We start from the raw sequence: 25178 nt of genomic DNA on the forward strand, positions 1-25178 counted from the left end.
CGGGTGAAGCTACGCTAAGCACCGTTCGGCAAGGCACCGTATTGCGGGAGATTGCGCTCAGATCTTGCCGCCCGGTATCAGCTGAGCCAATGACTCCGAGGAGAGGAAATTCAGAGCCTGAGTTTCAAATTAGACGGGTCGATTGTTCGATCCCCTTCAAGAACTTGGACTTGAGGGCTGTGATCTCAGAAATTCGATAAACGCACGCATCCCTGCTCCGAGATGACGATGCCGCGGGTAGTAAAGGCAGAGCCCAGGATAGGGCGGCGTCCACTCGGCTAGCACCTGCCGGAGTCTCCCGTCGGCAAGTGGGTCCGCTGCCATCCATCGCGTCACGTAGGCGAGACCGCAGCCGTCCAGAGCGGCAGCCAGAAGAAGTCGGGACTGGTCGACGACGAGGTTGCCGGTTGTTGCCACGACGACATCCTCGCCGCGGCGCTGAAACTCCCAGCGGTAGATCGACCCGCCGGCCATGCGGAGCTGGATGCATTGGTGAAGCAAGAGATCCGATAGGCTTGTCAGGGGAGGCGCATCATCAAGATAGGCAGGCGACGCCACGACGATATGCTGCTGATCCGGTCCTATCGGGATCGCGACCATCTCGCTCGGGACGAGTTCCGCTGCACGCACGCCGCAGTCGAACCCCCCTTCGGCAATGTCGACCAGTCTTCCCTCGGACCGAATTTCGAAGCGCATTGCCGGCTGCAGCTTCATGAAGCGGGTCAGAAGCGGCATGAGCACTTGCTCGGCTGCATTGGCGTCGCAGTTGATCCGCACGAGTTCGGAGGGAGTGGCGGCCTGTTCGTGCAACTCCTCGACTGCCAGCCCAATTTCGCTGAAAGCTGGCATGAGCCGATCGACCAATCTGCGCCCAGGCTCCGTTAGCGATACGTTGCGAGTCGAACGGTGGAAGAGCTTTATCTTGAGACGTCTCTCCAGTCCGGCGACCGCGTGGCTTAAGGCAGATGGCGTCTGGCCGAGTATTCGCGAGGCAGCACGGAATCCTCCATGCTCGGCAACTGCAAGGAAGGCTGCTAGCTCACCGGGTGGCAGCGAACCGGCTGTTCGAATTATCTCATTATTGTGTGCAAGCTTAACCATCTAGTTCACGAATGCCATGTGCTTATCTTTGGGGCAAGCCAGAATGTCCTAAGGAGAATGACCGTGACTTTGTCCATCCCGTTTGGATTCTCTTCCACCGCCGCCGATGTCTTGACGAACGTCGATCTCGCAGGTCGCAACGTCATCGTGACCGGCGGAGCAGCGGGGATTGGATTAGAGACGAGCCGCGCCCTGGCCGCAGCAGGGGCGGCCGTGACGATCGCGGCCCGCCGACCGGACGAAGCCGAAAGGGCTGTCGAGGAGCTGAAGCGGGCAATGCCCGAATCCAGCCTGCGCGTTCGCCGGCTCGACCTCTCCGATCTTTCTTCCGTCCAAGATTTTGTGGAGAGTTGGAGCGACCCTCTTCACGTCCTCGTCAACAATGCAGGCGTTATGGCCATTCCGGAATTGCAGCGGACTGCCGAAGGTCGGGAGATGCAGTTCGCCACGAACTATCTGGGGCATTTCACGCTGACCCTCGGCCTTCGGCCGCATCTGGCCCGGGCAAATGGTGCCCGTGTCGTTTCTGTTGCCTCGACCGGCACCCTCTTTGCGCCGGTGTTCTGGGACGATCCGGACTTCCGCTTCATTCCATACGATCCGCTGCTTGCTTATGGGCAGTCGAAGACAGCCTGCATCCTGATGTCCGTCGGAATTACCAAGAACTGGGGCAGCGACGGTATCACGTCCAACGCGCTCAATCCTGGAGCGATTGCAACGGGACTGCAAAAGCACACCGGCGGCCTTCGAACACCAGAGCATCTGCGCAAGACGATAGAGCAGGGGGCGGCCACATCGGTCTTGCTTGCGGCTTCGCCTCTCGTACAAGGCATCTCCGGAAAATATTTCGACGATTGCCAGGAGGGCCCAGTCGTCGACGAGCGCGGAGAGGGACCGTTCAAGGGGGTGGCGAGATACGCGGTCGATGCGGAAAACGCTGCCCGTCTCTGGGAGACGGCGAAGCAGATGCTGGGATTGCCTCTGTAAGCGGAACACCCTGTCGGCCTGGATGGACCGGCAGGGTTGTTCCAACCACGGTGACCGGACGCCGATCAGGCCCTGGCCGCCACTGGAAGACGGAACGGCGCGCCCAAGCGGTTGAAGGCGTTCATTGCGGCGATCGCGATCGTCAGATCGACGAGGTCCTTCGGCTCGAAAGCAGCTGCGGCTGCGGCATAAGCCTCGTCGGAGGCGTGGGTCTGGCTGACATTAGTCACTTCCTCGGCCCAGGCGAGAGCGGCCCGTTCCTGTTCGCTGAAGAGATGAGGCACCTCGTCCCACACGGGAACCAGCGTGATCTTGTCGACGGACATCGTCTTGCGCAGATCGCGGCTGTGTAGGTCAATGCAGTGTGCGCAGCCGTTAATTTGCGACACGCGCAGGAAAACAAGGTGGATCAGCTCGTCCGGAAGGTTTGTCTTCGTCGTCACATAGTGGTGGACACCGTAGAGCGCCTTTGCGCCCTCGGGCGCCACTTCGGACCAGTTCATGCGGGACATTGTTCTTCTTTCCTTTCTTCAGGACACGGTTCCCCGGTCGCCGGAGGAGCCGTCGTTGTAAAACTTCAAAGTGAGGAGGATCAGGTAGGCGCCGCGAGCCTACGGCTTGCGCGGCGTCGTGAGGACGGTGTCGTCGGTGTCGACAACGAAGACGGCCAGCAGCTTCGCAGGCTCAGTCTTGCTTGCATTGGCGCTGACATCGTGGCGGTCGCCCGGCAGCTCTGTGAAGTTCTGACCGGCTGTGAAGGTCTTCGTCTCGCCGCCGTTAACGGCGCTCTGAATCGCGCCTTGGAGAACCGTGGCGTAGATTAGCGCAGACTTTGCATGTGTGTGGGCGGAGCTGTAGCCGCCGGGTCCGTACTCGACAAGGATGCCCTTCACGCTCTTGCCGGGGGCGTCGGGCAGGGGATGCTCGTAGACGAGCGTCACCTTGGCATCCTTCGTGTCGTAGGCGAGTCCTGTCTTCCCGACGCCATGAGCGAAGGTCGTGGCCACAGAGACCGCTAGTGCGGCAGTGACGTAGAGGATGATCTTCATGATGTTTCCCCCTGCCTATGCCCTGAGCCATTCGGCTATCGTGATCCGGCCCTTGACGTAGTCTCCGCCAGGAACGAGCGAGCCTGTGACAACCGGCGCGCCAAAATAGTCGACGGCGTCGTCGGCGGCCACTAGGCGGGAATCGGCCTTGGAGGTGAGATACGTCCGGATGAAGGATTCGAATGAGGCTCGCTCCGGTCCGGCAAGATCCACGGTTCCGTTTTTTGGTTCGCCCAGCGCGACTTCGACCAAAGCGGCGGCCACATCGGCGGCCGCGATCGGCTGGAAGTCGATATCCGGAACCTTCACCACGCCGTCGGCCGCATAGGCACCAGCCAGCGTTTCGATGAACTCGTGGAACTGAGTGGCACGAACGATAGTGTAGGCTTGGCCAGACGCGGCTACGGTCTCCTCCTGCGCAAGCTTGCCTTCCATGTAAGGATTGGCTTTGAGCTGATCGGCGTTGACGATCGAGAGGGCCACGTGATGGCGGGTGCCTGCGGCCTGCTCGGCGGACGTGAGGTTTCGGCTGGACGCGCCGAAGAAGTCGACTAGTGCCTGCTTGTCGAACGACATCATGTTCGACACGTCTATGACAGCGTCGGCGCCCGCAAGCGCCTCGGCCAGTCCTTCGCCCGTATAGGCATTGATCCCGTTGCGGGAGCTTGCGACGACGGCTTCGTGGCCGGCGTCCTGTAGCAACTTCACTGCCTTCGAGCCGATCAGGCCCGTGCCGCCGATGACGACGACCTTCTGCATCTTGGTCATGGTACTTTCTCCTATGACGAGGCGCGATTGCCCGTCTTGCGTTCGTGGAGTTCAAGGAAGGCGCATCCCCGGGCGGCGATACCACCGTCGTCGGCTGCACCAAGGTCCGCCAGAAGGTCCGCGACGGACACCTCGGCGAGTTCTGCGCGATAGGCCTTCTCGGCCTTCAGCATTACAGCGTTGATCTGGCAGGGCTTTGTGAAGTAGGGCTGCGGCAATGGGTTCGGTCCCCGCTGGCGGATCTCGGCGCAGCGGAAAGCGGGCGCCGGTCCTTCAACAGCTAGGACGATGTCGAGAAGGCTGATGTCATTTGGCGCCTTGGCCAAGCGGTAGCCCCCCTCGGTCCGGGCGTCGTCGCAACGATGCCCGCGCCGGACAGCGCCTGCAGATGCTTCAAAAGATAACTCGTCGACGCGCCGTGGAGCTCGGCAAGTGCGGCAGCCGACAGCACGCCGTTTTCCGACAGACCCGCTAGAAATGCCGTACAGTGGATGGCCTGCTCGACGCCTTCGCTTAATTTCATGTTGCACCTCATAATCGTGGATATAAAATGTCTACGATTTCGATCGGAGTCAACCCGTGATCACGTCGACCGCTCAAAATTCCGAATTTGAGATCAGAAAGCGGAGTTTCGGCGGTCGGACGATCCGCCATGGTCAGGATGCTTGCAGAGCGGAAACAGATCGAAGGACATCAAATGACCACCAAGCTCGCACTCTCCTCGACGCCGGAAGGTCTCGTCCCGGCGCTCCTTGCACACCTAAACTCTCTCGACGTTGATACCATGCTCGGTTTCTACGACCCGGAAGGATTGATCGTAGACGCCGCAGGGGTCGCTCACGTCGGCAGGGACGCTATCGGCAAGGAGCTCGCAAAATACTTTAGTCTCGGCCTTCAGATGTCGATCACGCAACGTCACCTGTTCGTGGCCGGTGAAGTCGCGTCCCTTATCCTCGACTGGTCCTATTTCGGCGCGGCGCGGGACGGCAGGAAGATCATCATGGTGGCGACCGCAACCGACATCGCCCGCCGCGGCCCGGACGGTCTTTGGCGCTACCTGATCGACAACCCTTTTGGCTCGATGCAGAGGAGCGCGGGCTGATGACGGATGCCGCCAAAGTTCTGACCGAAGTGACAGCGCTCGCATTCCGCGGCGTCCTCACAACCGGCGTCTATTGCAGGGCAACCTGCGTCTCCCGTCCGCCCCCGGCCAGAGAACATCCGCTGGTTCGGGTGCGTCTCCGACGCCCAAAGAGCAGGTTTTCGCCCGTGCCTGCGATGCCGTCCCAATGATGAGGAATTCGCAAGGAGGAATGCCGATCTGGTCGCCGAGGCGTGCAGGCTGATTGATGCCGGAAACAGCTCGCCGACCGTGGCGGCGCTCGCGCACGCCCTGGGAATCAGCGAAGGGCACTTCCACCGGACGTTCCGTGCACACACGGGAATGACCCCGCGAGCATACATGCAGGAAAAGCGGGCGGCTCTCCTACGGGAAGGACTACGACCGGGAAAATCGGTGACATCAACATTCTACGAAGCGGGCTATGGTTCGAGCGGGAGGTTCTATGCAGTCTCGAACAAAGCGCTTGGAATGGCACCCTCAGACTGCCAGGCAGGTACAGGAAGCTGGTCAATCAAGGCTGGACCGATGCGCTGCGGCGTCTTCATCCGAACGAACGCATCTACACGTTTTGGGACTATTTCCGTAACGCCTACGTGCGGGATGCGGGGTTGCGGATCGACCACTTCCTGCTGAGTTCCGAAGCTGCGGCAATGCTCTCCAAGGCAGAGGTGGACAGGCATGTGCGCACGTGGGACCACACGAGCGACCATGCGCCCGTCTGGATAGAGCTTCAAGACGAACGAGCGAAGAAGCGGAAGACGAAGTAATACGGGCCTTCGAATGCGGGGGTCGTCGACGTTGACGAAATGAAGAAAAATGTCAGGAGGTGAGATATGTGATGGCCGTTGCAGTATGCAAGTCTAAGGACAGACAGTCACTCGGTAATGCGTTTGATTCGGCGCGACCGCTGCAGTTCTCGAATGAAGTTTCACGTCATCTGCGTCACCTCCGATAAAGGGACGCAGATAACTCGCAGTTGGTACCGAAACGCAAACTAGGCCGGGAGAGCGAATATAATTGCTCTGCTGTGGTCTTTCACAATCTCGCGGCTGGCTTTCGCCGCCCAGCATTAGTATGGCGTGCCCGCTTCGAGGTGATCGATGCTCGCGAGATCCACGTCGTCGCCCGTCCCGTTCAGGCGGCGTAACCTGCTGCCTTCATGATAAGATCGGCGATGTCATCAGGATGCGAGATCAACGATAAATGGCTAGCTCTTAATTCAATAGTGTTAGCGCCCATACGTTTCGCGAGAAACCGCTCCAGATCTGGATTAATCGTCCGGTCCTCGCTCGACACCACGTAGAAGCTGGGCTTATGGCGCCATGCCGCTTCGGTGACCTTGCCCGAGAGCAGCGTCTTCTGGAAAGGAGACTGCGTTGCATACAGCACCTTCGCGCGGGCCGTGGGAATGTCACCGGCGAAGTCCTCGAGGAACGCCTTCTCGCTAAGTCTTCCTTCCTCACCGTCGAAAACAATTCCGGCAGAAGCGGGGGGAGTAGGGAAGGTTTTCGCTAAAGCGCCGAAATCCTCGTTTGCGTCGGGTGCACGGGCGGCGACGTACACGAGAGCCGAGACATTAGGATGCATGCCGGCCTGAGTTACAATCATTCCCCCAAATGAGTGCCCTACCAATACTGTTGGCCCGTCCTGCCGCGCCAGTACTCGCTCAGCAGCAGCAACCGATTCCGGGAGAGTGGTCAGAGGGTTCTGCACAGATGTGATGTTCAAGCCCTCGGGCTGGAGCCTCGATATCACTTCGCTCCAGCAGGAACCATCTGCAAATAGCCCATGGACGAAGACAACGTTACGGGCCTTTTCTGGGCGGGCGGCAGCCGATGCAGCCATTCCTTTGGCTGAAAGCACTGATGCTGCCGCGCCGGCAAGCATAGCAGTTGAAAATGTGCGCCTGTTCATGATCATTCCGACTTCCTTTCATCTTAAAGCACATGCTTCGAGGAGTCTTTCGTTGGGAATACCCCAATCTTACATCGTCACGCCGATGTGATCGGCGCGCAATATCGAATAATTTCGCGATGCGACGTAACAACGGGTCCCGTCCAACCGAAAGCACGAGTGATGGACACACGGGAAGACAAATGGGCGAAAGCGATGCGCGCGGAACGCACTGGCGATAGCGCTGCCTACGAGGCATTTCTCAGGGCTTTCGCCGCTTCGGTGCGGCGGATCGTCGAAACGCATTTGCGGTATATGGGCTTTAGTCGCTATGAGGCAGAGGATGTCGTACAGGAAGTGCTCATAGCAGTGCATTCCCGTCGCCACCAATGGGACACGAAGCGGTCTCTGCTTCCCTGGTTGAACGCAATCACGCGCTACAAGATCATTGACGCCAGCCGGCGCTTGGGCCGAGACGCACGCATGCGCGTCGATTTGACCGAAGAGCAGTGGGCCGGCTTGTTCTTATCTGAAGCGGTCGATGCTGAACGCAATCCGGCCGATGTCGAAAAACTAATCTCCGCCTTGCCACCTGGCGAACAGGCTGCTGTGCGAGCCATCGGGCTCGAGGGTGCTTCTACCAAAGAGGCGGCGGCGCGTATCGGTTCCACCGAGGGAGCGGTGCGCGTCGCCTTCCATCGATCGTTGAAGAAACTAATGGCGGCAACACAGAGAAGAGGCCCCGGGGCATGAATGACAATCGGCAGCCAACGGACGATCTTATTCGAGGTCTTGCAGCGCAAGCTGGTAAAGGTTCGTCATTTTTGCTCCGCCTCTCGATCGTCCTTCCTGTCGCGCTGGTCTTTTCGATCCTGGCAGCGACTGGCGTCGTTGTGATGATCGCCGGTCCTCGCTCCGATCTCATGCAGATACTGCCGACATGGACATTCCTATTCAAAGTCATCGGCATGGTTCTTGTAGCTGCCGGCGGGTTTCGGCTTGTTTGGGCAGTGGTCCAGCCGGGCCAGGCGCCTCGTACGGTTCTCTTTCTTGCTCCGGCTCTGGTCTTCCTGCTTGCTGGAGCTCTGTTTGATCGGAGCGGCTTGCCCCTATTTGGGGTTCACACCTACTCCGTGCTAAATTGTACGGCTACTATCATCATGGCTTCGATCCCGGCGCTCGCCGCTATTCTTTCTGCGATGCGAGCCGGAACGCCCACGCGGCTCGGCCGGGCAGGCGCTATTGCAGGTTTCCTTGCAGGTTCCGTTGGTGGTCTCGCCTATACCATCGCCTGCCTCAACGATGGCGCCGCCTTTGTGGCGGTATGGTATTCGATCGCCATTGCAGGCGTAACGGCACTGGGAGCTTCAATCGGGCCCAAATTGTTGAGGTGGTAGCAAGGTCAATTTAGTGATAGATGCTATTTACCCTTCGAAGCAATGGGATACAGTCAGTCATCGGGCTGCGGACCCAAGCTCCAGTCTGAAGTGATTTCATGTCTCGGGCAGATCACCTAACGTCGACAGGCCAGACCGGCGCCCGAGAAAAAGTCATCGCCCTTCGTTCCATGACAGAGCAAGAAATGAGCAATTCCTCGCGCAGTGTAGCCGTCCCTTCACGGAAAATTCAGGCCCCACAGTCCATCAGCGCCGAAGCACGAGCGGCACTGTCGCGCCTGGTCGATGAGGACGGCAGCCCTACCAATGCGCGGTTCGAAATGCCGTCCCCAGAGGATTTTTCAGGCTGGATGATGATGAAAGCCGCAGTAGATGCGCACTACGCCGCCGCGGCTAAAGACCTTGCCAAGAGTTTGCGGTCCACAGTCGAGACAATCGTAGTCGAACAAGCAACGATCCATGTCGCAACGCCGCACGGATCATTTCATGAGCGTAGCGCACTCATCGATCTGCATGGCGGCGCATTGGTGTTCGGAGGCGGAGAGGCCTGTCGCGTCAGTGCGCGCCGCCAAGCTCACAAGCATGCCGTTCGATGCTACGGCGTCGATTACCGAATGCCGCCCGAGCATCCATATCCGGCCGCTCTTGATGACTGCTTGGCCACGTACCGTCATGTGTTGAACGGTCATCCCCCCGACAAGGTGGTCATCCTGGGGAGATCGGCCGGCGGCAATCTCGCGACTGCTATGCTGCTACGGGCAAGAGATGAAGGCATGCCAATGCCCGGCAGATTGGTCTTGCTCTCGCCACAGGTTGACCTCACCGAATCGGGCGACAGTTTCCAAACAAACCAGATGCTTGATCTTGTTCTCCCTCGCCCGCTTAGATCAAGCAACCTGCTCTACGCTGGTGGTGCAGATCTTTCCAATCCCTATCTGTCGCCACTCTTTGGTGATCTGCGGGGCTTCCCGCCGACGTTTCTGCAGACCGGCACGCGTGATCTGTTCCTATCGAACACGGTGAGAATGCATCGAGCCTTGCGAAAAGCTGGCGTGGAAACCGAATTGCACGTCTTCGAAGCCATGCCCCATGGTGGCTTCACGGGTGGGACGCCGGAAGACCAGGAACTCGAAATGGACATCCACCGGTTCGTCATGGCAAGCTGGAACTGATGCGGGGCACCCAGAGAACCTGGCGCAGATCGTCTGTTGCCCTGCTACGTCCCTGGCCACATTCCTCCGTCAAGTCGGAGGTTTGCTCCTGTGATATAGCCGGCACGGGGGCTCGAGAGAAATGCAATGGCATCCGCAATCTCCTCAAGGGTTCCGACCCTCCCAAGGGGCACCTGAGCAAACATCGGCAGGATTTCTCTCTCTATGTCGTTCCAGGAGGCGTCGATGGCCAACCCCCTCTCAATGGCTTTCCTACGGAATACGGCATCCAAGCTGGTGCTATGCACCGTTCCAGGCGAGACGGTGTTTGCGGTGATGCCGTATGCAGCAACGTCTTTTGCGAGCGACGCCGTCATCGCGATCATGGCTGCCTTGGCGGCGGAGTAGTCCGGTCGACTTGCGGGCGGCATCAGGGCCGCCAGGCTTGCGATGCTTATGATCCGACCCCACCGCGATGCTTTCATTGCGGGCAGAACGAGCGAGATTATCCTCACAGATCCGAGCACGTTCCTGTCATAGACAGCCGCCCACGTCTCAGAGTTCGTCGAGGTCCAGTCCTCTGCCGGGGCAGATCCGCCGGCATTATTGACCAGGATGTCGATCGACCCTGCTGCAGCCATGGAATCCCTAATGAGACGATCGACCTGATCCGAGACTGTCAGGTCGCCGAATACTGCGAATGCCCGACCTCCAGAGGATATGATGTCATGCGCGACTTCCTCTGTTTTCATTCTGTCGCGACCGTGGACAAGAATGGTCGCCCCTTCCTTTGCGAGGCCTCGGGCCACACCCTCGCCAATCCCCTTGCTGCTTCCCGTGACCAGCGCGACCTTGTTTTGGAGCTGTAACTCCATGTTATTTGATCCTTGTTATCGTCTCCGGCAGATATGAGGTTCGTCGATGAAACAGGCAATTACGCACTTTAAAGTGCCTGTCGAGGATAGGGCGACATGCCTCGGAGCCGACGGATCTGTCTCTCATGTCAGCAGGGTGCTTCGGATGATCACAGGACGTTGGAAACTGCCGATCCTTTTCCGATTGTTCGCCGAACCATCATTGCGGGCATCGCAGTTCATGAGAGACATACCTGGGATATCCCAGAAGATGCTAACGCAACATCTCAGGGAACTGGAAATTGACGGCCTCATACGCCGACACGACTTTCAAGAGCAGCCTCCTCGAGTCGAATACTCGCTGAGTTCAGCAAGCCACGGGCTTATGCCGATTTTGATGGCGGTCAGGGAATTCTCTCGGGACTATCCCGTCGATCCGACTGTTGGTCGTTGACCTGGATGCCTTTAGCTTGATGAAGCCACATTGTCTCTTGCATTGTGTACCGAATGGTTCCATATAGTCCCCATGGTCAAGCGCACTCAAATATCCGCGTCCGTCGGTCGTCCTCGCGAATTTGAACTCAATGAAGCAGTTCGAAAAGCAATGCACGTATTCTGGGATCGTGGATATCACGATGCATCCCTTCCCGACTTGCTTGAGGGTATGGGACTTTCCAGAGGCAGCTTTTATAAGGCTTTCGTCGACAAGAGAGGCGTCTATCTGCGCGCCCTCGACGCTTACATCGAGGACGCCGTTCGCTCGGTCGGTGAAACACTGCATTCCAATCCGTCTCCTAAAGCCGCAATTTTAGAAGCTTTTTCTCAACAAGTGGATCAAACATCGGGAACGGAAGGTTTGCGTGGATGCTTTGTCGTCTTTGCAGCTGTCGAAATGCTTCCGGAGGATAAAGAGGTCGCACCACGTATTTCCCGGTTGTTCAGACGTCTGCAAGATCTTTATGCGGCGGCGATCATAAGAGGCCAGGCCTTGGGCGAGATCGATCCTGGGCTGGATGAACGAACGCTCGCGAGGTTCCTCGTGTGCCAGATCCAGGGTATGCGGGTCCTGGCGAAGGCAGGAGCAGATCGCGCGGAGACAAGGGCCATGGTCGATCTGGCACTGAAGGCGCTTGGCTGACCCTATTTTGGAACCAATTAGTTCCAATTGATGATATTGCAAACAGTCGATCGATTTTTTGGTCGCTTGGAGAGACTTATGAGAGACGCCAGCAATCCCGATGATAAACTCGATCCACGTCGATGGATGGCGCTGGTCATCCTTTTGACCGGTGCCTTTTTGCCGCCGCTCGACTTCTTCATCGTCAATGTGGCGCTGCCCTCGATCCGGGAGGATTTCAGGGCTTCTGCATCAACGATGCAGCTGATTATCTCCGCTTACGCTACCACCTACGCTGTGATGCTGATCACTGGGGGAAGGCTTGGAGATATCTATGGTCGACGAAATGTCTTTCTGGCTGGAATGGTCGGTTTTGCAGCCGCGTCTGCCTTATGCGGGTTTGCCTGGTCTCCAGCCGCGCTGATCGTCGGCCGTATCCTTCAGGGGTTTGCAGCGGCAATTATGGCACCGCAAGCCTTAGCTTCCATCAATGCAATTTTCCCAGACCACGAAAAATCAAAGGCCCTCAGCCTTTATGCCCTGACATTCGGGGTGGCATCGATGGTTGGTCTGTTCCTTGGTGGCGCGTTGATTGCGCTTGATATTCTTGGTCTTGGATGGAGAGCCATCTTCCTCATCAACCTGCCGGTTATCGCGGTCGCCGCGCCGTCCGCCTTCATCACGTTGCGGGAAACCCGATCTGCGCACCCAAGCAAACTGGATCTTGGCGGAGCATTGTTGATCGCGATTGCGCTATTTGCACTGATCGCGCCGCTGATCGAGGGCCGGGAGCAGGGGTGGCCGATCTGGCTCATCGTGATGCTTGCCACGTGTCTTCCGTTTTTCGTCCTGTTTTGGCGGCATGAGAAACATCTGGAATCGACGGGGAAAGATCCGATTCTTGCACCGAGCCTGCTGCAAAACCGTGGACTACTGCGCGGGCTGCTGGCTGCCTTGTTCTTCTACGCCCTTGCGGCTTTCTGGCTGATATTCTCGGTCTATGAGCAGGGCGGCCTTGGTCGGACGCCTTTCGAGGCCGGGCTGGCGATCCTTCCTGCGGCTGTCGGCTTCGTCCTTGGTCCTTTTGCAAGCGAGCGCATCCTCAGCATCTTCGGAAGATTTTCCGCTGGCGCCGGCATGGTGCTGCAAGCCGCAGGGTTGTTTGGAACGGCGGCCTTAATTTCGAATGGCCTTCCGCAATTCCTTTTTGCTGCGCTCTTTCTTATCGGTGCAGGGCAGGGGATCGCCCTTCCAAACCTGGTGAAGAGCATCGTGCAAAGGGTAGACCGGACGCAGTCAGGTTTGGCTTCTGGTCTGGTCAATTCGATGTTTCAGATTGGCGGTGCATTGGCAGCCGCAATCGTTGGCGGATTGTTCTTCTCGATCTTGGGGCCGGCCACAGACGTTCAATCCATTGGCCAAGCATACAGCGTTGCAGCGGTTGCAATTGCCTTTTGTCTTCTTATCGCGGGATGGCTTTCCGTCGGCCTGACATCGACCCAACCGTTGCGCCGATGAGCGGCACCATTTCAGCGCATCATCAGCCGATCGCGCTAAAACGGCGTGAAACTCCCCAGCAAAACAGAAACATTCAGAGGTAATCTCCATGAACAACATCTCCACACTACCTCTTGCCGGCAAGCGCGCGCTGGTTACCGGTGCAGCACGCGGTATCGGTGCGGCAATTGCGCTAAAACTGGCCGAGGACGGTGCCGACGTTGCGATCACCTATGAGAAGTCAGTCGAGAAAGCGGAAGCTCTCTGTGCCGAGATCCGCGCCCTCGGTCGAAATGCGATCGCAATCCATGCCGATGCCGCGAGCATAGCAGCCGCGACGGCGACCGTCGAACAAACGGTCTCTGAGCTCGGCGGCCTTGATATCCTGGTCAATAACGCCGGTGTCCTTCTCGCAAGTGATTTCGCCACGCAGCCACTTGAGGAGATTGATCTGCAGCTGAACGTAAATATTCGCGGCGTCTTTCTGATCACCCAGGCAGCGCTGAAATATATTCCCAACGGAGGTCGCATCATCAGTACCGGCAGCAACGCGGGTCTGGCTGTGCCGTTCGCGGGGATCACGGTCTATGCCGCGACCAAGTCTGCCCTGGAGAGCTTCACGCGCGGTCTCGCACGTGAGCTGGGCTCTCGGGAAATTACGGTCAATCTGGTTCGACCAGGTCCGATTGATACTGACATGAACCCTGCCGATGGCGCACTCGCAGCCACTATCCTGCCAAACCTCTCGATTGCTCGATACGGTAAAACTAGAGAAGTCGCAGAGGCCGTCGCCTTTCTCGCGGGGCCCGGTGCAGCCTACATTACAGGCTCAGGCATTCTCGTCGATGGCGGCATCAGTGCCTGAGCATTGGCACGAGGCGGTGCTGGCCGCTCCACCTGCAGGTAGTAACGCGGAATTTTTGGGCGCGCATGGGCCGCGGCGTTTCCTCCGCTGCACTACACGCGTAAATTTGAAGGAGCGGGTGGGGCCATAATTCGGGAATCTCACTCAGTTCGTGGTTTCCCTGACGTTGCAACCGCCTCGGGGGTAGCGAATATGGCAGGCCTGGTTTCTGCCTAAGCGTCCGTTTAGCGGGACCTAACCTATGAACATGGAGCAACACTTGAAGACCATCGGCATACTTGGCGGGATGTCCGCGACATCAACCCAGATTTATTACCGAGAGCTTTGCAGGCTGACCCGCGAGAGGCTGGGGGGACTTCACTCTCCAGAGCTTCTTATACGGTCTGTCGACTTTGATGAAATCGAAAAGTTGCAGGCATCCTCCGATTGGGACGCGGCGGGCCGCATCCTCAATGATCATGCTATCGCGCTGCAGCGCGGAGGTGCCGACCTCCTCATCCTCGCGACGAATACCATGCACAAGGTGGCCGAAAAGATCGTGGGCGGGGTCTCGATGCCGTTCGTGCACATCGCGGACGCAACTGCAACCGCTATCCTCGACCGCGGTTTCCGCAGACCGGGTTTGATGGCAACCGCCTTCACCATGGAGCAGACCTTCTATACCGACCGCCTCATAGCTCAGGGGCTGTGGCCAGAGATCCCTGAAGCCGATGATCGAGCAGAAACTCATCGTATTATCTATGACGAGCTGTGCCGTGACATCGTCCGCAAGGAGAGCCGCTTGACCTATGAACGGATTGCACAGCGTCTCGTCGACAAAGGCTGCGACTGTCTTATCCTCGGCTGTACAGAGGTGGGTATGCTGTTGAACCAGGATAATGTAGGCGTTCCTGTCTTCGACACGACCCTCGTTCATTGTAAAGCCGCACTTGACGCGGCTTTAGAATGATATGGTGTGTCTGACGGTCGAGCGATTGTGAGAACGATGAGGCTCAATGATCATACCTGTTCTCCCAGATGATACTGGACCCACTTCGCCTCTTCCGATGCAGTGCGCCCGAAATGCCGTCTGAAATCGCGGCTGAATTGCGCTGGGCTGACATAGCCTACTGAAACAGCCACATCTGCAATGGTTCCGCTTTGGCGGGCGATCATCAGTCTCGCTTCATGGAGCCGCAGCGCTTTCACATATTGCATAGGACTTGAGCCTGTCAGCTCCTTGAAATGGACGTGGTAGGAAGGGACACTCATTCCCGCAGCTTTAGCAAGATCCGCGATGGCCATGTCGGCTGCGTAATTCTCCCGTAGCCACATCACGCTCTCGACCAGTCTTCCCGCCGTTCCTTTCTGCTGCAGGGCCGCGATCACTGTGCCGCCTTGCGGACCCGACATGACGCGATAATGCAGTTCACGCAGGATGGAAGCTCCCAGCACTGCAACCTCGACCGGGTTGTCAAGTGTCATCAGCAAGCGCAGCAGAACGTCTTTGAGCCTGCTATCCATTCTGCTTGAGAATAGACCTCTCGGCTTGGCGCTTACAGGACCGGTGAGTCTCTCGACCTGTATGGCGATCTCTGCCGCCACTTGCATATCGAACTCCAGATAGACTGCGAGCAGCGGCCGCTGTGGATTGGCGGTAGACGTCATCCGGAAGGGAACTGGTACCGAAACGGCAAGATAGTGGTCCTCGTCGTAGAGGTACATTTCTCCATCCAGCATGCCGTATTTATTTCCCTGCAAAACGAACACGGCCCCCGGCTTGTAGAGAACCGGAACGTCATTCAGCACCGCTTCCGTACGTAGGATACGGACACAACCGAACGCTGTTTGATTGTACCCCAGATGAGGTGCAAGCCGTTCAGCCAGGACGACAAGCCGGTCATGTGCGGGGGGAGGCTTTTCACATGTCATAGGATTTGGCAACATACTGAGAGGATATGCAATCGAATTGAAGCGCGCTCTAGATTATCTGTCATGTGGACGGTTAATCAAGGAGTTTCCGACATGTCACCCAAGACCTTCTTCATCACAGGCGCAAACTCAGGCTTTGGACTGGCCATTGCCACTGCCGCAATCCATGCCGGTCACAAGGTCATCGGGACCGTCCGCTCCGAACCGTCGCGTGACAGGTTGTCAAAGACACTGCCGACACTCCACCCGGTCCTTTGCGATGTCACAGATTTCGGTCGCATTCCGAAGGTGGTTCAGAAGGCGGAGGACGACCACGGTCCCGTGGATGTGCTGATCAACAATGCCGGATATGGGCACGAGGGTGTGCTTGAGGAATCGCCGTTTGAGGAGATGCGCCGCCAGTTCGACGTGAACGTGTTTGGCGCCGTTGCAGTCGCCAAGGCGTTTCTCCCGAGGTTCCGTGAGCGCCGAAGCGGCTTTATCGTCAACGTCACGTCGATGGGCGGCATGATCACCATGCCCGGCATCGCCTATTACTGCGGCAGCAAGTTCGCCTTGCAGGGTATTTCAGAGGTCATGCGTTCGGAAATGGCGCCGTTCGGCGTTCGTGTGACAACCCTTTGCCCGGGCTCATTTCGGACGGACTGGGCAGGTCGTTCCATGGTCCGCACAGAGCGTTCCATTGCTGACTACGATAGCCTGTTTGATCCGATCCGCGAGGCGCGTCAGGCAGTGAGCGGCAAGCAGCTCGGAGATCCACAAAAGCTCGCCGCCGCGGTGCTGACCCTCGTCGAATCCGACAATCCTCCACCACAACTTCTCCTCGGTAGCGATGCCTTAAAGCATGTGACGGCACGTATCGAGCGTCTGCGACAGGAAATCGAAGCTTGGAAGGATGTGACCGTCTCCACGGACGGCTGACACAAAACCAACATTTGCTATTGACCATCTGCCTACTAGAAGGTAGATAAGCAGCATGAGCAATCTTTCGACAACCTCGGACGACATTCTGGCGTCCACCCGAAACCTTCTGATAAGCGGCGGTTACAATAGCTTCAGCTATGCTGATATCTCGGAGATTGTTGGCATCCGCAAGGCAAGCATCCATCATCATTTTCCGAGCAAGGTCGATCTGGTGCGTGAGTTGGTTAAGCGGTATCGAGAGGATGGCCAGGCAAGCGTGGCAGTCCTTGAGCAGAAGGTTCCGAACGCTCTGGACATCCTTAAGACTTATGCAAACCACTGGGCTACATGCATCGAGGATGCCAGCAGACCCTATTGTGTCTGTGCTATGCTTGCCAGTGAGCTGCCTTCCCTCCCGGCGGAAGTCGCAACGGAGGTGACGAACTTTTTTCGTTTCATCTCCTCATGGCTGACTTCGGTCATGGAACGCGGTGCCAAGCAAGGCGAACTGAGTCTTACCAGTGCGCCGCATGTTGAAGCCGAAACATTTCTGGCCACCGTATACGGGGCAATGCTTTCGGCGAGAGCCTACGGGAAACCGGAGGTCTTCTCAACGATACTCGAACCCGCCCTCAATCGTCTCATGCCCACAGTCTCACACTAATCTTTCGTGGCATGGCTACCCGGGTCAATCGCGCCCATCGAAACTACCAACTAGTAGGAAGATAAAAATGAGAAATGTTTTTCCAGCTCTGGCCTTCGGGCTAGCCAGCATCCTTTCCGCAACTGTTGTTTCCGCACCTGCATCTGCCGAAGATAAGAAAGCCGCGCCGATCCATGTACGAGGCAGCATCGTCGACTACGAGGGGTCAACGCTGAAAGTGAAGACCCGCGAAGGCGAGACCGTCGACGTCGTCCTTGCCAAAGACTGGAAGGTCGCTGGCGTTGCCAACGCAAAGGTCACCGATATCAAGCCGGGCGATTTCGTGGGCATCGCATCCTTGCCAAAGGGCGATGGCGGTGATGGAGCGCTTGAGGTCCTAATTTTCCCGCCGGAAATGAAAGGCACAGGCGAGGGTAGCTATGGTTGGGATTTGAAGCCCGACAGCAGCATGACCAATGCGACGGTCGCCGATGCCGTAACGGGTGTAGATGGCCGGACCGTCACCGTCACCTATCATGGCAAGGAAAAGAAGATCGCCATTCCGGACGGGACACCTGTCGTCACCATCGCTGGAGCCACCAAGGATGATCTCGTCCCCGGCGCCGTAGTCTTCATCACCGCTGAAAAGGCTGCAACCGGCCCCATCGCCCATCAGGTGGTCGTCGGCAAGAATGGCGTGGTTCCCCCCATGTGAAGACCCCGCCATCACTGGCCGGAGCAGCCGCCATACTGCTTCGGCCGGCGACTACAGATCGACGCTGCTTGGTCTGCCGCCGCTAAATGCACCGATGAAGGACGTTGAGATGAGCGTAGACCCTTCCAATGACAATGTTCGATATCCCCGGACGATCTCTATCCGCCGCCACTCTGTCGTGACCCGGCTCACGCACTGGCTGAACGTGCTCTGCCTGAGTTTCCTTCTTTTGAGCGGACTGCAGATCTTCAACGCCCACCCCGAGCTATACTGGGGACATTATGGCGCCGACGGCGATCCTGCCGTATTGACGATTGGCGCCGATGACAAGGGCGGGGAACCACGCGGTTTTGTTCGCATTGCAGGCCTGGAACTACCTACCACGGGTGTCCTCGGCGTTTCGAATGTTGATGGCGGACAAGTCTCACGCGCTTTTCCCTCCTGGGCAACCATCCCTTCATTCCAGGATCTTGCAGCCGGACGTCGCTGGCATTTCTTCTTTGCCTGGCTGTTTGCGATCAATGGCATTGTCTATCTCGGCTTCAGCGTGCTGAGCGGACATTTCCGCAAAGACCTTGCGCCAAAGCCCCATGAGCTCTCGCCAAGCCACCTCGGCCGCGAAGTCCTCGATCATGCTCGGCTGCGCTTTCCGAAAGGGGAGGAGGCCAAACACTATAATTCGCTTCAAAAGCTTACCTATCTGGCGGTCATTGTCGTTCTGCTGCCGCTGATGGTGGCCACAGGTTTGACAATGTCACCCGGGATTGACGCCGCTTTGCCCGTACTCATTGAGATTTTCGGTGGACGCCAGTCCGCGCGTACCGTCCATTTCATCACAGCGTCGGCGCTGGTCATCTTCGTTGTCGTGCATGTGGCAATGGTGGTCCTGTCCGGGACCTGGAACAACATTCGCTCGATGATCACCGGACGCTATGTGATTCATCACAAGGGGCCACAATCATGAGAAAGCTTCTCACCCGTCGCCGCTTCCTCATCGGCGGCACACTCGGCGCCAGCGCCCTGACCCTTTCCGGGTGTGACCTGCTTGACCAGAACGCCGACGTCGCCGATGTCCTGCGCTCAGCCGAGCACCTGACCATGAAGGCACAGAGACTGCTTCAGGGCCGGGATGCGCTGGCGCGTGAGTTTGACGAAAAGGACATTTCTCCCTCCTTCCGTGTGAACGGAACGAGTGCTCCCGATAGCGAGGAATATGCAGAACTGTTGGAAGGCAAGTTCGCAAACTGGCGACTGAAGATCGACGGTCTTGTTGATCGGCCTCAAGAGATTTCGCTCAAAGATCTGAAGGCGCTTCCTTCCCGCACCCAGATTACCCGCCATGATTGCGTCGAAGGCTGGAGTGCTATCGGTAAATGGAAAGGCGTCCCGCTCTCCCACTTGTTGCGTCTCACCGGGGTCAGGCCGACGGCGCGCTACGTCGTATTGCATTGTGCGGACGAACTCGAAAAGACGCTCGACGGAAGCGGCCGTTACTATGAGAGCATTGATCTCATCGATGCGGTCCATCCTCAAACCATCCTCGCCTACCAGATGAACGGCCAGGATCTCAGCGTCGGCCACGGCGCGCCCTTGCGCCTCAGGGTCGAGCGACAGCTCGGCTACAAACAGGCAAAATACATCATGCGCATCGAACTGGTCGACAGCTTCGCCGGGCTGTGGGGTGGGAACGGCGGCTATTGGGAAGACCGTGGCTACGAGTGGTACGCCGGCATCTGAGGCAATCGAGATGATGAACCACAGGAAAACAATCCATGAGCCGACGGAAGTCCGGAAAGTGATGCCGATTTCAGAAATTGCGCCTTCACGACAAATCGAAATCAACCAAGCGAGTTCCATCCTCTCCGATCCTGACGGCCGATGGGCTGCCGGGCGGGAGGAGGCGATCAGCGATGCCTTCGGAAAGGCATGGGCATCAAGGGTGCCCACGGCGGCGGGACGACGGTTTCTTCTCGCGACGGCCAGGACCTCGATAGTCCCGAAATGTCAGCCGGGAAACTCTCTGACAAAAGCGATCAGACCCGCCGTGCTGAATGGGAGAGAACACCCACTTGAGCGAGCATTTCGTCTTCATCTGATGACGCTCGCGCGAACCACTAATCAACCAGTTTAGAAAGTGACAGAAAACAATGTCGAACAACCAGATCTCCCGTGCCGCGCGCGGCAACGACCAGTGGCTCAAGCAGTATTACTTTACCAGAGCGGCCTTCTCAGTGCTTTGGGTCGCGGCTGCGTTGACTGCCGGACGACATTCCTTTGCGGTGGCTGCCGCACTGCTGATCATTTATCCCGCTTGGGATGCAATCGCCAACGTTATCGATGCCACCAGGAGTGGTGGTCTTGCCGCCAATCGGAGCCAAGCGATCAACGTCGCAGCGAGCTCGGTTATGACGATAGCCGTAATCCTGGCGTTGACAATGAACATGAACTGGGTTCTCGGCGCCTTCGGTCTATGGGCTATCTTCTCAGGGCTGTTGCAGCTTGGAACTGCTGTGCGGCGCCGAAAAACGAATGGGGGTCAGTGGGCGATGATTTTGAGCGGAGGCCAATCCTCTGTGGCCGGTGCTCTCTTCATCTTTCAGGCGCAAATGCCTCAGGAGCCTTCTATCGCCACGGTTGCGGGCTACGCTGGCGTCGGAGCATTCTACTTCCTGGTTTCGGCAATTTGGCTGACGATCGCCCTGTCACGTCGCATTATGCATCCCATCTCATAAGCTCTACCTCGCGCCTGTGAAACGACTTGGAAGATATTCAAATGATGACAGATGATGTGGCACAGCAACTCGCTTCCTACCGGAGGACCATCGACAATTTGGATTCAGCTCTCCTCTATATTCTGGCCGAACGCTTTCGCTGTACCGAGCATGTCGGCCACTTGAAAGCCGAACAGGCGTTGCCGGCGATCGATAATGAGCGAGAGCGACGCCAATTGGATCGAGTGATGAGTATCGCCAATGAGGTTGGCCTCAGTCGGCACTTCGTCGAAGGGCTGATGACAATGATCGTGGGCGCTGTGGTGGAGCGGCACAGGGAGATTGCGGCCAGCAAGTAAGTTGTCTGTCGCGGCTGTCCTACCGCGGCCGTGGATCGGCGGGGAAAATCGATCTTCTTCGCGCGGCTTACCATGCAGGGGCATTTGTGATGTGGTCCGAGACGGTCGAGATAAACGCCCGAAGACGCTGAAGACGTCGCAGGTCCCGATGATATCCCATCCAGATGTCTCGCGCGGGCGGGGGCTTGGGTAGTTCAAGTCTGCGGATACCCGGGATTTGGTTACCCACTGCGCGGGGCAGGACGGCGATCCCAACACCCTGCCTGCACATTCGCCCCTGGACGTTTCGGTTGTTTGATCGCAGCACGGGTCTCGCGTTCGGAAAACTCTCGGAGAGCCAGGCTATGTCGGGGAATTGCCCTGTCGAAGTGTCGTGGGTGATCAGACGGAAACCAGTCCCGTCGCCGAATTTAGGGTCAGGCGACTCCTCGGCGATGTAGACGCCGTATTCGAGCCTAAAGAGCCGCCGTTGAATAACATCGGCAGTGTCGAACGGAACGATGCGAAAGGCAACGTCTGCCTCCCTCTGGGCGAGGTTGAACAGGCGAGTGCCGGTCAGGATCTCGACGTCCACATTGGGGTAGGCTTTCGAGAAATCCGCCACGATGGGAGGCAGGACATAAGCCCCGAACCAGTCTGCCGATGAGATGCGCAGATTGCCTTTGAGATTTTGCTCCTGCCCGGCGAGTCGGCGCTCCATTGCAAGCGCGCCTTCTTCCATCTGCTCTGCCAGGGCGATGATCCCGTGGCCCTCCTCGGTCAGCACGAGACCGTCCGCGGTCCGCTGGAAGAGCGTATGGCCGATGGCATCCTCAAGGGCACGCAACCGCCTGCCGACGGTCGGATGGCTTGTATGAAGAGCACGCGCAGCGCCGCCGAGCGTGCCGGACCGCGCAATCGCAAGGAAGATTCTTACGTCACTCCACTCCATGGCCATGCCCTTACAAAAGTGAACAATGAGAATACAAAACTGTCACTTCAAGTACAAATATAAACATCTAGATTCAAGTCATCTTCTGAAAGCAAGCGGAGAAACGTCATGAAAACATGGTTCATCACAGGCTGCTCGAGCGGCTTCGGACAACGTCTCGCACTCGCTGCGGCACAGCGGGGCGATCAGGTTGTCGCGACTGCACGCAACCTCAACTTGATCAAAGAAATGGCTCGGCCATTCGACGGCCGCATGATCGCCTTGCCGCTCGACGTGACGGATGCGGCGGCGGCCAATGCCGCGGTCGCAAAGGCCGTGGAGATGTTTGGCGGTTTTGATGTGCTGGTGAACAATGCCGGCTACGGACTGTTTGGTGCGCTCGAGGAAGGCACGCCCGAAGAATATCGACCGATGTTCGAGGTGAACGTTTTCGGTCTTATCGAAACCACCAGAGCAGCCTTGCCTGTCCTGCGGCGCTCGGGCGGAACGATCGTCAACATGTCGTCCGGCGCAGGGATCGCGGGCAGCGGCGGGGCAGCATACTACAATGCAGCCAAGTTTGCGGTTGAAGGGGTTTCCGAGGCGCTCGCAGGTGAGTTGAAGCCGTTCGGCGTCCGCGTGCTGATCGTCGAGCCGGGGCCGTTTCGCACTGACTTCCTTGGACGCTCGATAACGATGGCGGCCAAGGAAATGCCGGAATACGCCGCAAGTTCGCGCAGACATTATCGTGAAACCAACAACGGCAATCAAGCAGGCGATCCCGACAAAGCGGTTACAGTGATCTTGCAGGCGGTCGACGCCAATAACGCCCCGCTTCATCTGCCGCTTGGGCCCGTCGCGCATTCAATCGCCGAACGAAAGCTGGCTTCTTTCCGCAGCGATATCGACGCTTGGCGAGACATCTCGGTCGCCACCGATTTCGATCAGGCCTGAGCTGGCGCTAGCTCTGTTTAACATCAACATCGACGGGAAAGAGTTATGATCCCAACACTGGAAGATTTTACCCAGCAGCTGGTGCCGGTGAACGGCATCAAGATCAATGCCGTCACGGGCGGCTCTGGCCCCCCGCTCCTTCTGCTTCACGGTTGGCCGGAAACTTGGTGGGAGTGGCACGACGTCATGCCGCTGCTGGCCGAACAGTTCAGCGTGGTGGCGATTGATCTACGCGGCGCAGGCTTTTCCGACTGCCCGCTTGACGGCTACGATAAGGCGACGATGGCGCGCGACGCGCACGAGGTCATGATCGCCCTTGGGCATGAACGCTACGCCGTATGCGGCCATGACATCGGCGGAATGGTGGCGCTTCCGCAGGCCGCTATCTATCGAGACGCCGTTACTCACCTTGCCGTCCTCGATGTTCCGCTTCCTGGCTGGAGTGAGTGGGAGGCTACGACGGCAAAGATCTGGCACTTCGCGTTCCATGCTAATCGGGATCTGCCGGAACGCCTGATTTATGGCCGCGAACATGACTATGTTTCGGCCTTCATGGCGGAGCGGTTTTACGATCACAGCACCTTTAATCCTGAAGACATCGACATCTATGCGAAAGCAATGGCGCTTCCTGGTCGCACGCGCGGTGGCATGGAATGGTACCGCACACTGACCGCAGACCATGCGGCCGCGCTCGAATACAAAAAACAACCGCTCCGAATTCCGGTTTTAGGTCTCGGCGGGGAGCAGCGTTTTGGTGCTCATATGGTCCCAATGCTCAAGGAGTTCGCCACAGATGTAACGGGCGGCTCGATTGCCCGCTGCAGTCATTATGTGGCGGACGAGCGCCCGGATGAAGTGGCCGCTGCTCTCATCGATTTCCTCAAGGCCAAGTGAACTCTGCGATCCGGGCAAATTGAGCCCGAACGCGTTCATCGATTCAACAAGAAAGGAAACTGTCATGACTGCACCTCAAATTCGTGGCGTCAATCACATCGGCATCACAGTGCCCGATATCGAGGCAGCAAAATCATTCCTGGTGGAAGCCTTTGGCGGCCAGGTGATCTACCAATCGTTCGGGCCGCAGGATCCGGCAAGACAGGGACCCGAGTTCGAGCGGGCCACTGGTGCTTACCCGGGAACGGTTGTGCGTGCGCAGGCGATGGTCAAGATCGGAACCGGGCCCGACATCGAGCTCTTCGAAATGCGCGGCCCCAAACAAGCGCAACCGGTTACACCGAGCGACTTCGGCATTACGCATTTTGGCGTCTATACCGACGACATCGACGCATCGGTAGCGCGGTTTGAAAAGGCTGGCGGAGCAGCCCTCACGGCGCCACGCGCAATTCCCTACGCAACCGAAAAAGGTCCTGGAAACAAGGTCTGCTATTGCCGCACGCCGTGGGGCACGATGATTGAGTTTATCACTACGCCTGATCGCATGGCCTATCATGACCAGACGGATCTGCGCAGATGGCAGGACGAGGATTGAGCATGAGCTTTGATACCTCGTTATCCCGCCGCGGCCTGCTTTCGCTTTCGGCGATGGCTGCAACCTCGGCCCTGGCGGGGTGCGTCTCCACCCCCAGCTCGGGCCGCATGGTGGGGCGACAGTCGACGCCTCTCCAGGATCCGATCGGCTCTGTCCACATCGCTCCTGCGCCGACAGATGCCGAACTGGCGACCATGTACGGTCCTACCGAGGATGGCGGCTTTCTAATCCCGGCGGTTCCCTACAAGCAGATCAATCCGCGCTACTATCGCCAGCAGGTCCTCGACCCGACTGGCGAGGCGCCCGGCACGATCGTCGTCGACACTCCCTCCCGCTTCCTCTACCTCGTCCAGCCGGGCGGGACCGCGATGCGGTATGGTGTCGGGATCGGGCGCGATGGCTTTGCCTGGCAGGGCAACGGCATCATTCAGTGGCGTCAGAAATGGCCGCGTTGGAAGCCGCCGAACGAGATGGTCGCCCGCCAGCCGGAATTGGCCAAATACTCGATCGAGAATGGCGGCATGGAGCCGGGCCTGAAAAATCCGCTCGGTGCGCGAGCGCTCTACATCTTCTCCGGTGGCCACGACACACTCTATCGTCTGCACGGCAATCCGCAATGGCGCTCGATTGGCAAGGCAGTTTCTTCCGGCTGTGTGCGCCTGCTCAACCAGGACATTATCGACCTCTATGAACGCGTGCCGATCAAGGCTCCAATTGTCGTTAAGCAGTAAGTACAAGCAATCACGTCCGTCCCTCCCTGGATAGAGGAGAGACATGTCCC

At 58.0% G+C, this 25178-nt stretch carries 29 protein-coding genes and 4 pseudogenes; 24 read left to right on the forward strand and 9 right to left on the reverse strand.

The features are described from left to right. Positions 1–156 precede the first annotated feature (156 nt). Positions 157–1101, reverse strand: a complete 945-nt coding sequence (locus HQN82_RS23960) for a LysR family transcriptional regulator (RefSeq protein ID WP_173616151.1) — start codon at positions 1099–1101, stop codon at positions 157–159. A gap of 63 nt (positions 1102–1164) precedes the next feature. Between HQN82_RS23960 and HQN82_RS23965 the strand changes: the two genes are divergently transcribed. Beyond that, positions 1165–2088, forward strand: a complete 924-nt coding sequence (locus HQN82_RS23965; RefSeq protein WP_234904967.1) for an SDR family NAD(P)-dependent oxidoreductase — start codon at positions 1165–1167, stop codon at positions 2086–2088. Between the two features lie 65 nt (positions 2089–2153). Here HQN82_RS23965 and HQN82_RS23970 read toward each other — a convergent pair whose 3' ends face one another. The 4 genes and pseudogenes from HQN82_RS23970 to HQN82_RS23985 form a co-directional block, all read right to left on the reverse strand. Further along, complete coding sequence (locus HQN82_RS23970; RefSeq protein ID WP_173616153.1) at positions 2154–2600, reverse strand: carboxymuconolactone decarboxylase family protein; 447 nt, start codon at positions 2598–2600, stop codon at positions 2154–2156. 99 nt (positions 2601–2699) lie between these two features. After that, positions 2700–3137, reverse strand: coding sequence for a cupin domain-containing protein (locus tag HQN82_RS23975; RefSeq protein ID WP_173616154.1), 438 nt, complete (start codon positions 3135–3137; stop codon positions 2700–2702). Between the two features lie 15 nt (positions 3138–3152). After that, positions 3153–3905 (reverse strand): SDR family oxidoreductase, encoded by a 753-nt coding sequence (locus HQN82_RS23980; protein ID WP_173616155.1) that lies wholly within the window; start codon positions 3903–3905, stop codon positions 3153–3155. A gap of 11 nt (positions 3906–3916) precedes the next feature. Further along, positions 3917–4428, reverse strand: a pseudogene (locus HQN82_RS23985) (RrF2 family transcriptional regulator). A 174-nt stretch (positions 4429–4602) separates the two neighbouring features. On the opposite strand from HQN82_RS23985, the gene HQN82_RS23990 reads away from it, so the two are divergent. The 4 genes and pseudogenes from HQN82_RS23990 to HQN82_RS24000 form a co-directional block, all read left to right on the forward strand. Then, the gene (locus HQN82_RS23990) at positions 4603–5007 is read left to right on the forward strand and encodes a YybH family protein (RefSeq protein WP_173616156.1); all 405 of its coding nucleotides are present in this window, start codon (positions 4603–4605) and stop codon (positions 5005–5007) included. Continuing rightward, positions 5007–5066 (forward strand): annotated as a pseudogene (locus HQN82_RS25790) (hypothetical protein); the annotation flags it as partial. The gene HQN82_RS23990 and the pseudogene HQN82_RS25790, both read left to right, overlap by 1 nt. A gap of 13 nt (positions 5067–5079) precedes the next feature. Further along, positions 5080–5502 (forward strand): annotated as a pseudogene (locus HQN82_RS25795) (helix-turn-helix domain-containing protein); the annotation flags it as partial. 20 nt (positions 5503–5522) lie between these two features. Next, positions 5523–5795: pseudogene (locus tag HQN82_RS24000) on the forward strand (exodeoxyribonuclease III); the annotation flags it as partial. A 367-nt stretch (positions 5796–6162) separates the two neighbouring features. On the opposite strand, the gene HQN82_RS24005 reads toward HQN82_RS24000, so the two are convergent. Further along, positions 6163–6948: an alpha/beta hydrolase gene (locus tag HQN82_RS24005; protein WP_173616158.1), complete on the reverse strand. Its 786-nt coding sequence runs from the start codon at positions 6946–6948 to the stop codon at positions 6163–6165. 156 nt (positions 6949–7104) lie between these two features. Here HQN82_RS24005 and HQN82_RS24010 point away from each other — a divergent pair, with 156 nt between their 5' ends. The 3 genes from HQN82_RS24010 to HQN82_RS24020 all read left to right on the forward strand — a co-directional run bounded on the left by HQN82_RS24010 (position 7105) and on the right by HQN82_RS24020 (position 9490). Continuing rightward, on the forward strand, positions 7105–7674 hold the full coding sequence (locus HQN82_RS24010; protein ID WP_173616159.1) for a sigma-70 family RNA polymerase sigma factor: 570 nt from the start codon (positions 7105–7107) through the stop codon (positions 7672–7674). Next, positions 7671–8318 (forward strand): NrsF family protein, encoded by a 648-nt coding sequence (locus HQN82_RS24015; RefSeq protein ID WP_173616160.1) that lies wholly within the window; start codon positions 7671–7673, stop codon positions 8316–8318. The genes HQN82_RS24010 and HQN82_RS24015 overlap by 4 nt, the downstream gene beginning before the upstream one ends. Before the next feature lie 185 nt (positions 8319–8503). After that, a complete protein-coding gene (locus tag HQN82_RS24020; protein ID WP_173616161.1) occupies positions 8504–9490 on the forward strand; it encodes an alpha/beta hydrolase in 987 nt (328 codons plus the stop codon). Between the two features lie 44 nt (positions 9491–9534). On the opposite strand, the gene HQN82_RS24025 is transcribed toward HQN82_RS24020, so the two are convergent. Then, complete coding sequence (locus tag HQN82_RS24025) at positions 9535–10344, reverse strand: SDR family NAD(P)-dependent oxidoreductase (protein ID WP_173616162.1); 810 nt, start codon at positions 10342–10344, stop codon at positions 9535–9537. 46 nt (positions 10345–10390) lie between these two features. Between HQN82_RS24025 and HQN82_RS24030 the strand changes: the two genes are divergently transcribed. The 5 genes from HQN82_RS24030 to HQN82_RS24050 all read left to right on the forward strand — a co-directional run bounded on the left by HQN82_RS24030 (position 10391) and on the right by HQN82_RS24050 (position 14751). Next, complete coding sequence (locus tag HQN82_RS24030; protein WP_173616163.1) at positions 10391–10777, forward strand: winged helix-turn-helix transcriptional regulator; 387 nt, start codon at positions 10391–10393, stop codon at positions 10775–10777. A gap of 72 nt (positions 10778–10849) precedes the next feature. Further along, positions 10850–11461: a TetR/AcrR family transcriptional regulator gene (locus HQN82_RS24035; RefSeq protein ID WP_486598876.1), complete on the forward strand. Its 612-nt coding sequence runs from the start codon at positions 10850–10852 to the stop codon at positions 11459–11461. 78 nt (positions 11462–11539) lie between these two features. Beyond that, positions 11540–12958, forward strand: coding sequence for an MFS transporter (locus tag HQN82_RS24040; RefSeq protein WP_173616164.1), 1419 nt, complete (start codon positions 11540–11542; stop codon positions 12956–12958). An 88-nt stretch (positions 12959–13046) separates the two neighbouring features. Beyond that, the gene (locus tag HQN82_RS24045; RefSeq protein WP_173616165.1) at positions 13047–13802 is read left to right on the forward strand and encodes an SDR family oxidoreductase; all 756 of its coding nucleotides are present in this window, start codon (positions 13047–13049) and stop codon (positions 13800–13802) included. 259 nt (positions 13803–14061) lie between these two features. Beyond that, complete coding sequence (locus tag HQN82_RS24050; protein ID WP_173616166.1) at positions 14062–14751, forward strand: aspartate/glutamate racemase family protein; 690 nt, start codon at positions 14062–14064, stop codon at positions 14749–14751. Positions 14752–14801: 50 nt separating this feature from the next. On the opposite strand, the gene HQN82_RS24055 is transcribed toward HQN82_RS24050, so the two are convergent. Next, a complete protein-coding gene (locus HQN82_RS24055) occupies positions 14802–15728 on the reverse strand; it encodes an AraC family transcriptional regulator (protein ID WP_173616167.1) in 927 nt (308 codons plus the stop codon). A 78-nt stretch (positions 15729–15806) separates the two neighbouring features. On the opposite strand from HQN82_RS24055, the gene HQN82_RS24060 reads away from it, so the two are divergent. From HQN82_RS24060 to HQN82_RS24090, 7 genes are all read left to right on the forward strand, one after another. Next, positions 15807–16634 (forward strand): oxidoreductase, encoded by an 828-nt coding sequence (locus tag HQN82_RS24060; protein WP_173616168.1) that lies wholly within the window; start codon positions 15807–15809, stop codon positions 16632–16634. A gap of 55 nt (positions 16635–16689) precedes the next feature. After that, a complete protein-coding gene (locus tag HQN82_RS24065; RefSeq protein ID WP_173616169.1) occupies positions 16690–17280 on the forward strand; it encodes a TetR/AcrR family transcriptional regulator in 591 nt (196 codons plus the stop codon). A gap of 67 nt (positions 17281–17347) precedes the next feature. Then, entirely contained in the window at positions 17348–17974 is a 627-nt protein-coding gene (locus HQN82_RS24070; RefSeq protein ID WP_173616170.1) for a hypothetical protein, read from the forward strand. A 109-nt stretch (positions 17975–18083) separates the two neighbouring features. Beyond that, a complete protein-coding gene (locus HQN82_RS24075; protein WP_173616397.1) occupies positions 18084–18938 on the forward strand; it encodes a cytochrome b/b6 domain-containing protein in 855 nt (284 codons plus the stop codon). Then, entirely contained in the window at positions 18935–19711 is a 777-nt protein-coding gene (locus HQN82_RS24080) for a molybdopterin-binding protein (protein ID WP_173616171.1), read from the forward strand. Before HQN82_RS24075 ends, HQN82_RS24080 begins: the two co-directional genes overlap by 4 nt. 410 nt (positions 19712–20121) lie before the next feature. Then, positions 20122–20706 (forward strand): DUF308 domain-containing protein, encoded by a 585-nt coding sequence (locus HQN82_RS24085; protein ID WP_173616172.1) that lies wholly within the window; start codon positions 20122–20124, stop codon positions 20704–20706. Between the two features lie 41 nt (positions 20707–20747). After that, positions 20748–21044, forward strand: a complete 297-nt coding sequence (locus HQN82_RS24090) for a chorismate mutase (protein WP_110730692.1) — start codon at positions 20748–20750, stop codon at positions 21042–21044. A gap of 67 nt (positions 21045–21111) precedes the next feature. Here HQN82_RS24090 and HQN82_RS24095 read toward each other — a convergent pair whose 3' ends face one another. Continuing rightward, positions 21112–21975, reverse strand: a complete 864-nt coding sequence (locus HQN82_RS24095) for a LysR family transcriptional regulator (RefSeq protein WP_173616173.1) — start codon at positions 21973–21975, stop codon at positions 21112–21114. Between the two features lie 108 nt (positions 21976–22083). Between HQN82_RS24095 and HQN82_RS24100 the strand changes: the two genes are divergently transcribed. The 4 genes from HQN82_RS24100 (at position 22084) to HQN82_RS24115 (ending at position 25128) form a co-directional block, all read left to right on the forward strand. Then, positions 22084–22908, forward strand: coding sequence for an oxidoreductase (locus HQN82_RS24100; protein ID WP_173616174.1), 825 nt, complete (start codon positions 22084–22086; stop codon positions 22906–22908). A 45-nt stretch (positions 22909–22953) separates the two neighbouring features. Then, entirely contained in the window at positions 22954–23802 is an 849-nt protein-coding gene (locus tag HQN82_RS24105; RefSeq protein ID WP_173616175.1) for an alpha/beta fold hydrolase, read from the forward strand. Between the two features lie 64 nt (positions 23803–23866). Beyond that, the gene (locus HQN82_RS24110) at positions 23867–24397 is read left to right on the forward strand and encodes a VOC family protein (protein WP_173616398.1); all 531 of its coding nucleotides are present in this window, start codon (positions 23867–23869) and stop codon (positions 24395–24397) included. Continuing rightward, positions 24394–25128 (forward strand): L,D-transpeptidase, encoded by a 735-nt coding sequence (locus tag HQN82_RS24115; protein ID WP_427832757.1) that lies wholly within the window; start codon positions 24394–24396, stop codon positions 25126–25128. The genes HQN82_RS24110 and HQN82_RS24115 overlap by 4 nt, the downstream gene beginning before the upstream one ends. Positions 25129–25178: the final 50 nt, after the last annotated feature.

The organism is Agrobacterium pusense (genome assembly GCF_013285525.1).
Lineage (GTDB): Bacteria > Pseudomonadota > Alphaproteobacteria > Rhizobiales > Rhizobiaceae > Agrobacterium > Agrobacterium pusense.

What these genes read in the sequence shown, in the direction of transcription:
- HQN82_RS24110 (WP_173616398.1), top strand. Translation starts at nt 23,867, where the DNA reads ATGACTGCACCTCAAATTCGTGGCGTCAATCACATCGGCATCACAGTG.
- HQN82_RS24100 (WP_173616174.1), top strand. Translation starts at nt 22,084, where the DNA reads ATGAAAACATGGTTCATCACAGGCTGCTCGAGCGGCTTCGGACAACGT.
- HQN82_RS23970 (WP_173616153.1), bottom strand. Translation starts at nt 2,600, where the DNA reads ATGTCCCGCATGAACTGGTCCGAAGTGGCGCCCGAGGGCGCAAAGGCG.
- HQN82_RS24080 (WP_173616171.1), top strand. Translation starts at nt 18,935, where the DNA reads ATGAGAAAGCTTCTCACCCGTCGCCGCTTCCTCATCGGCGGCACACTC.
- HQN82_RS24005 (WP_173616158.1), bottom strand. Translation starts at nt 6,948, where the DNA reads ATGATCATGAACAGGCGCACATTTTCAACTGCTATGCTTGCCGGCGCG.
- HQN82_RS24095 (WP_173616173.1), bottom strand. Translation starts at nt 21,975, where the DNA reads ATGGAGTGGAGTGACGTAAGAATCTTCCTTGCGATTGCGCGGTCCGGC.
- HQN82_RS24090 (WP_110730692.1), top strand. Translation starts at nt 20,748, where the DNA reads ATGATGACAGATGATGTGGCACAGCAACTCGCTTCCTACCGGAGGACC.
- HQN82_RS24035 (WP_486598876.1), top strand. Translation starts at nt 10,850, where the DNA reads ATGGTCAAGCGCACTCAAATATCCGCGTCCGTCGGTCGTCCTCGCGAA.
- HQN82_RS24025 (WP_173616162.1), bottom strand. Translation starts at nt 10,344, where the DNA reads ATGGAGTTACAGCTCCAAAACAAGGTCGCGCTGGTCACGGGAAGCAGC.
- HQN82_RS24015 (WP_173616160.1), top strand. Translation starts at nt 7,671, where the DNA reads ATGAATGACAATCGGCAGCCAACGGACGATCTTATTCGAGGTCTTGCA.
- HQN82_RS23980 (WP_173616155.1), bottom strand. Translation starts at nt 3,905, where the DNA reads ATGACCAAGATGCAGAAGGTCGTCGTCATCGGCGGCACGGGCCTGATC.
- HQN82_RS24020 (WP_173616161.1), top strand. Translation starts at nt 8,504, where the DNA reads ATGAGCAATTCCTCGCGCAGTGTAGCCGTCCCTTCACGGAAAATTCAG.
- HQN82_RS24070 (WP_173616170.1), top strand. Translation starts at nt 17,348, where the DNA reads ATGAGAAATGTTTTTCCAGCTCTGGCCTTCGGGCTAGCCAGCATCCTT.
- HQN82_RS24085 (WP_173616172.1), top strand. Translation starts at nt 20,122, where the DNA reads ATGTCGAACAACCAGATCTCCCGTGCCGCGCGCGGCAACGACCAGTGG.
- HQN82_RS24040 (WP_173616164.1), top strand. Translation starts at nt 11,540, where the DNA reads ATGAGAGACGCCAGCAATCCCGATGATAAACTCGATCCACGTCGATGG.
- HQN82_RS23975 (WP_173616154.1), bottom strand. Translation starts at nt 3,137, where the DNA reads ATGAAGATCATCCTCTACGTCACTGCCGCACTAGCGGTCTCTGTGGCC.
- HQN82_RS24065 (WP_173616169.1), top strand. Translation starts at nt 16,690, where the DNA reads ATGAGCAATCTTTCGACAACCTCGGACGACATTCTGGCGTCCACCCGA.
- HQN82_RS23960 (WP_173616151.1), bottom strand. Translation starts at nt 1,101, where the DNA reads ATGGTTAAGCTTGCACACAATAATGAGATAATTCGAACAGCCGGTTCG.
- HQN82_RS24075 (WP_173616397.1), top strand. Translation starts at nt 18,084, where the DNA reads ATGAGCGTAGACCCTTCCAATGACAATGTTCGATATCCCCGGACGATC.
- HQN82_RS24030 (WP_173616163.1), top strand. Translation starts at nt 10,391, where the DNA reads ATGAAACAGGCAATTACGCACTTTAAAGTGCCTGTCGAGGATAGGGCG.
- HQN82_RS24055 (WP_173616167.1), bottom strand. Translation starts at nt 15,728, where the DNA reads ATGTTGCCAAATCCTATGACATGTGAAAAGCCTCCCCCCGCACATGAC.
- HQN82_RS24060 (WP_173616168.1), top strand. Translation starts at nt 15,807, where the DNA reads ATGTCACCCAAGACCTTCTTCATCACAGGCGCAAACTCAGGCTTTGGA.
- HQN82_RS24105 (WP_173616175.1), top strand. Translation starts at nt 22,954, where the DNA reads ATGATCCCAACACTGGAAGATTTTACCCAGCAGCTGGTGCCGGTGAAC.
- HQN82_RS23990 (WP_173616156.1), top strand. Translation starts at nt 4,603, where the DNA reads ATGACCACCAAGCTCGCACTCTCCTCGACGCCGGAAGGTCTCGTCCCG.
- HQN82_RS24045 (WP_173616165.1), top strand. Translation starts at nt 13,047, where the DNA reads ATGAACAACATCTCCACACTACCTCTTGCCGGCAAGCGCGCGCTGGTT.
- HQN82_RS24010 (WP_173616159.1), top strand. Translation starts at nt 7,105, where the DNA reads ATGGACACACGGGAAGACAAATGGGCGAAAGCGATGCGCGCGGAACGC.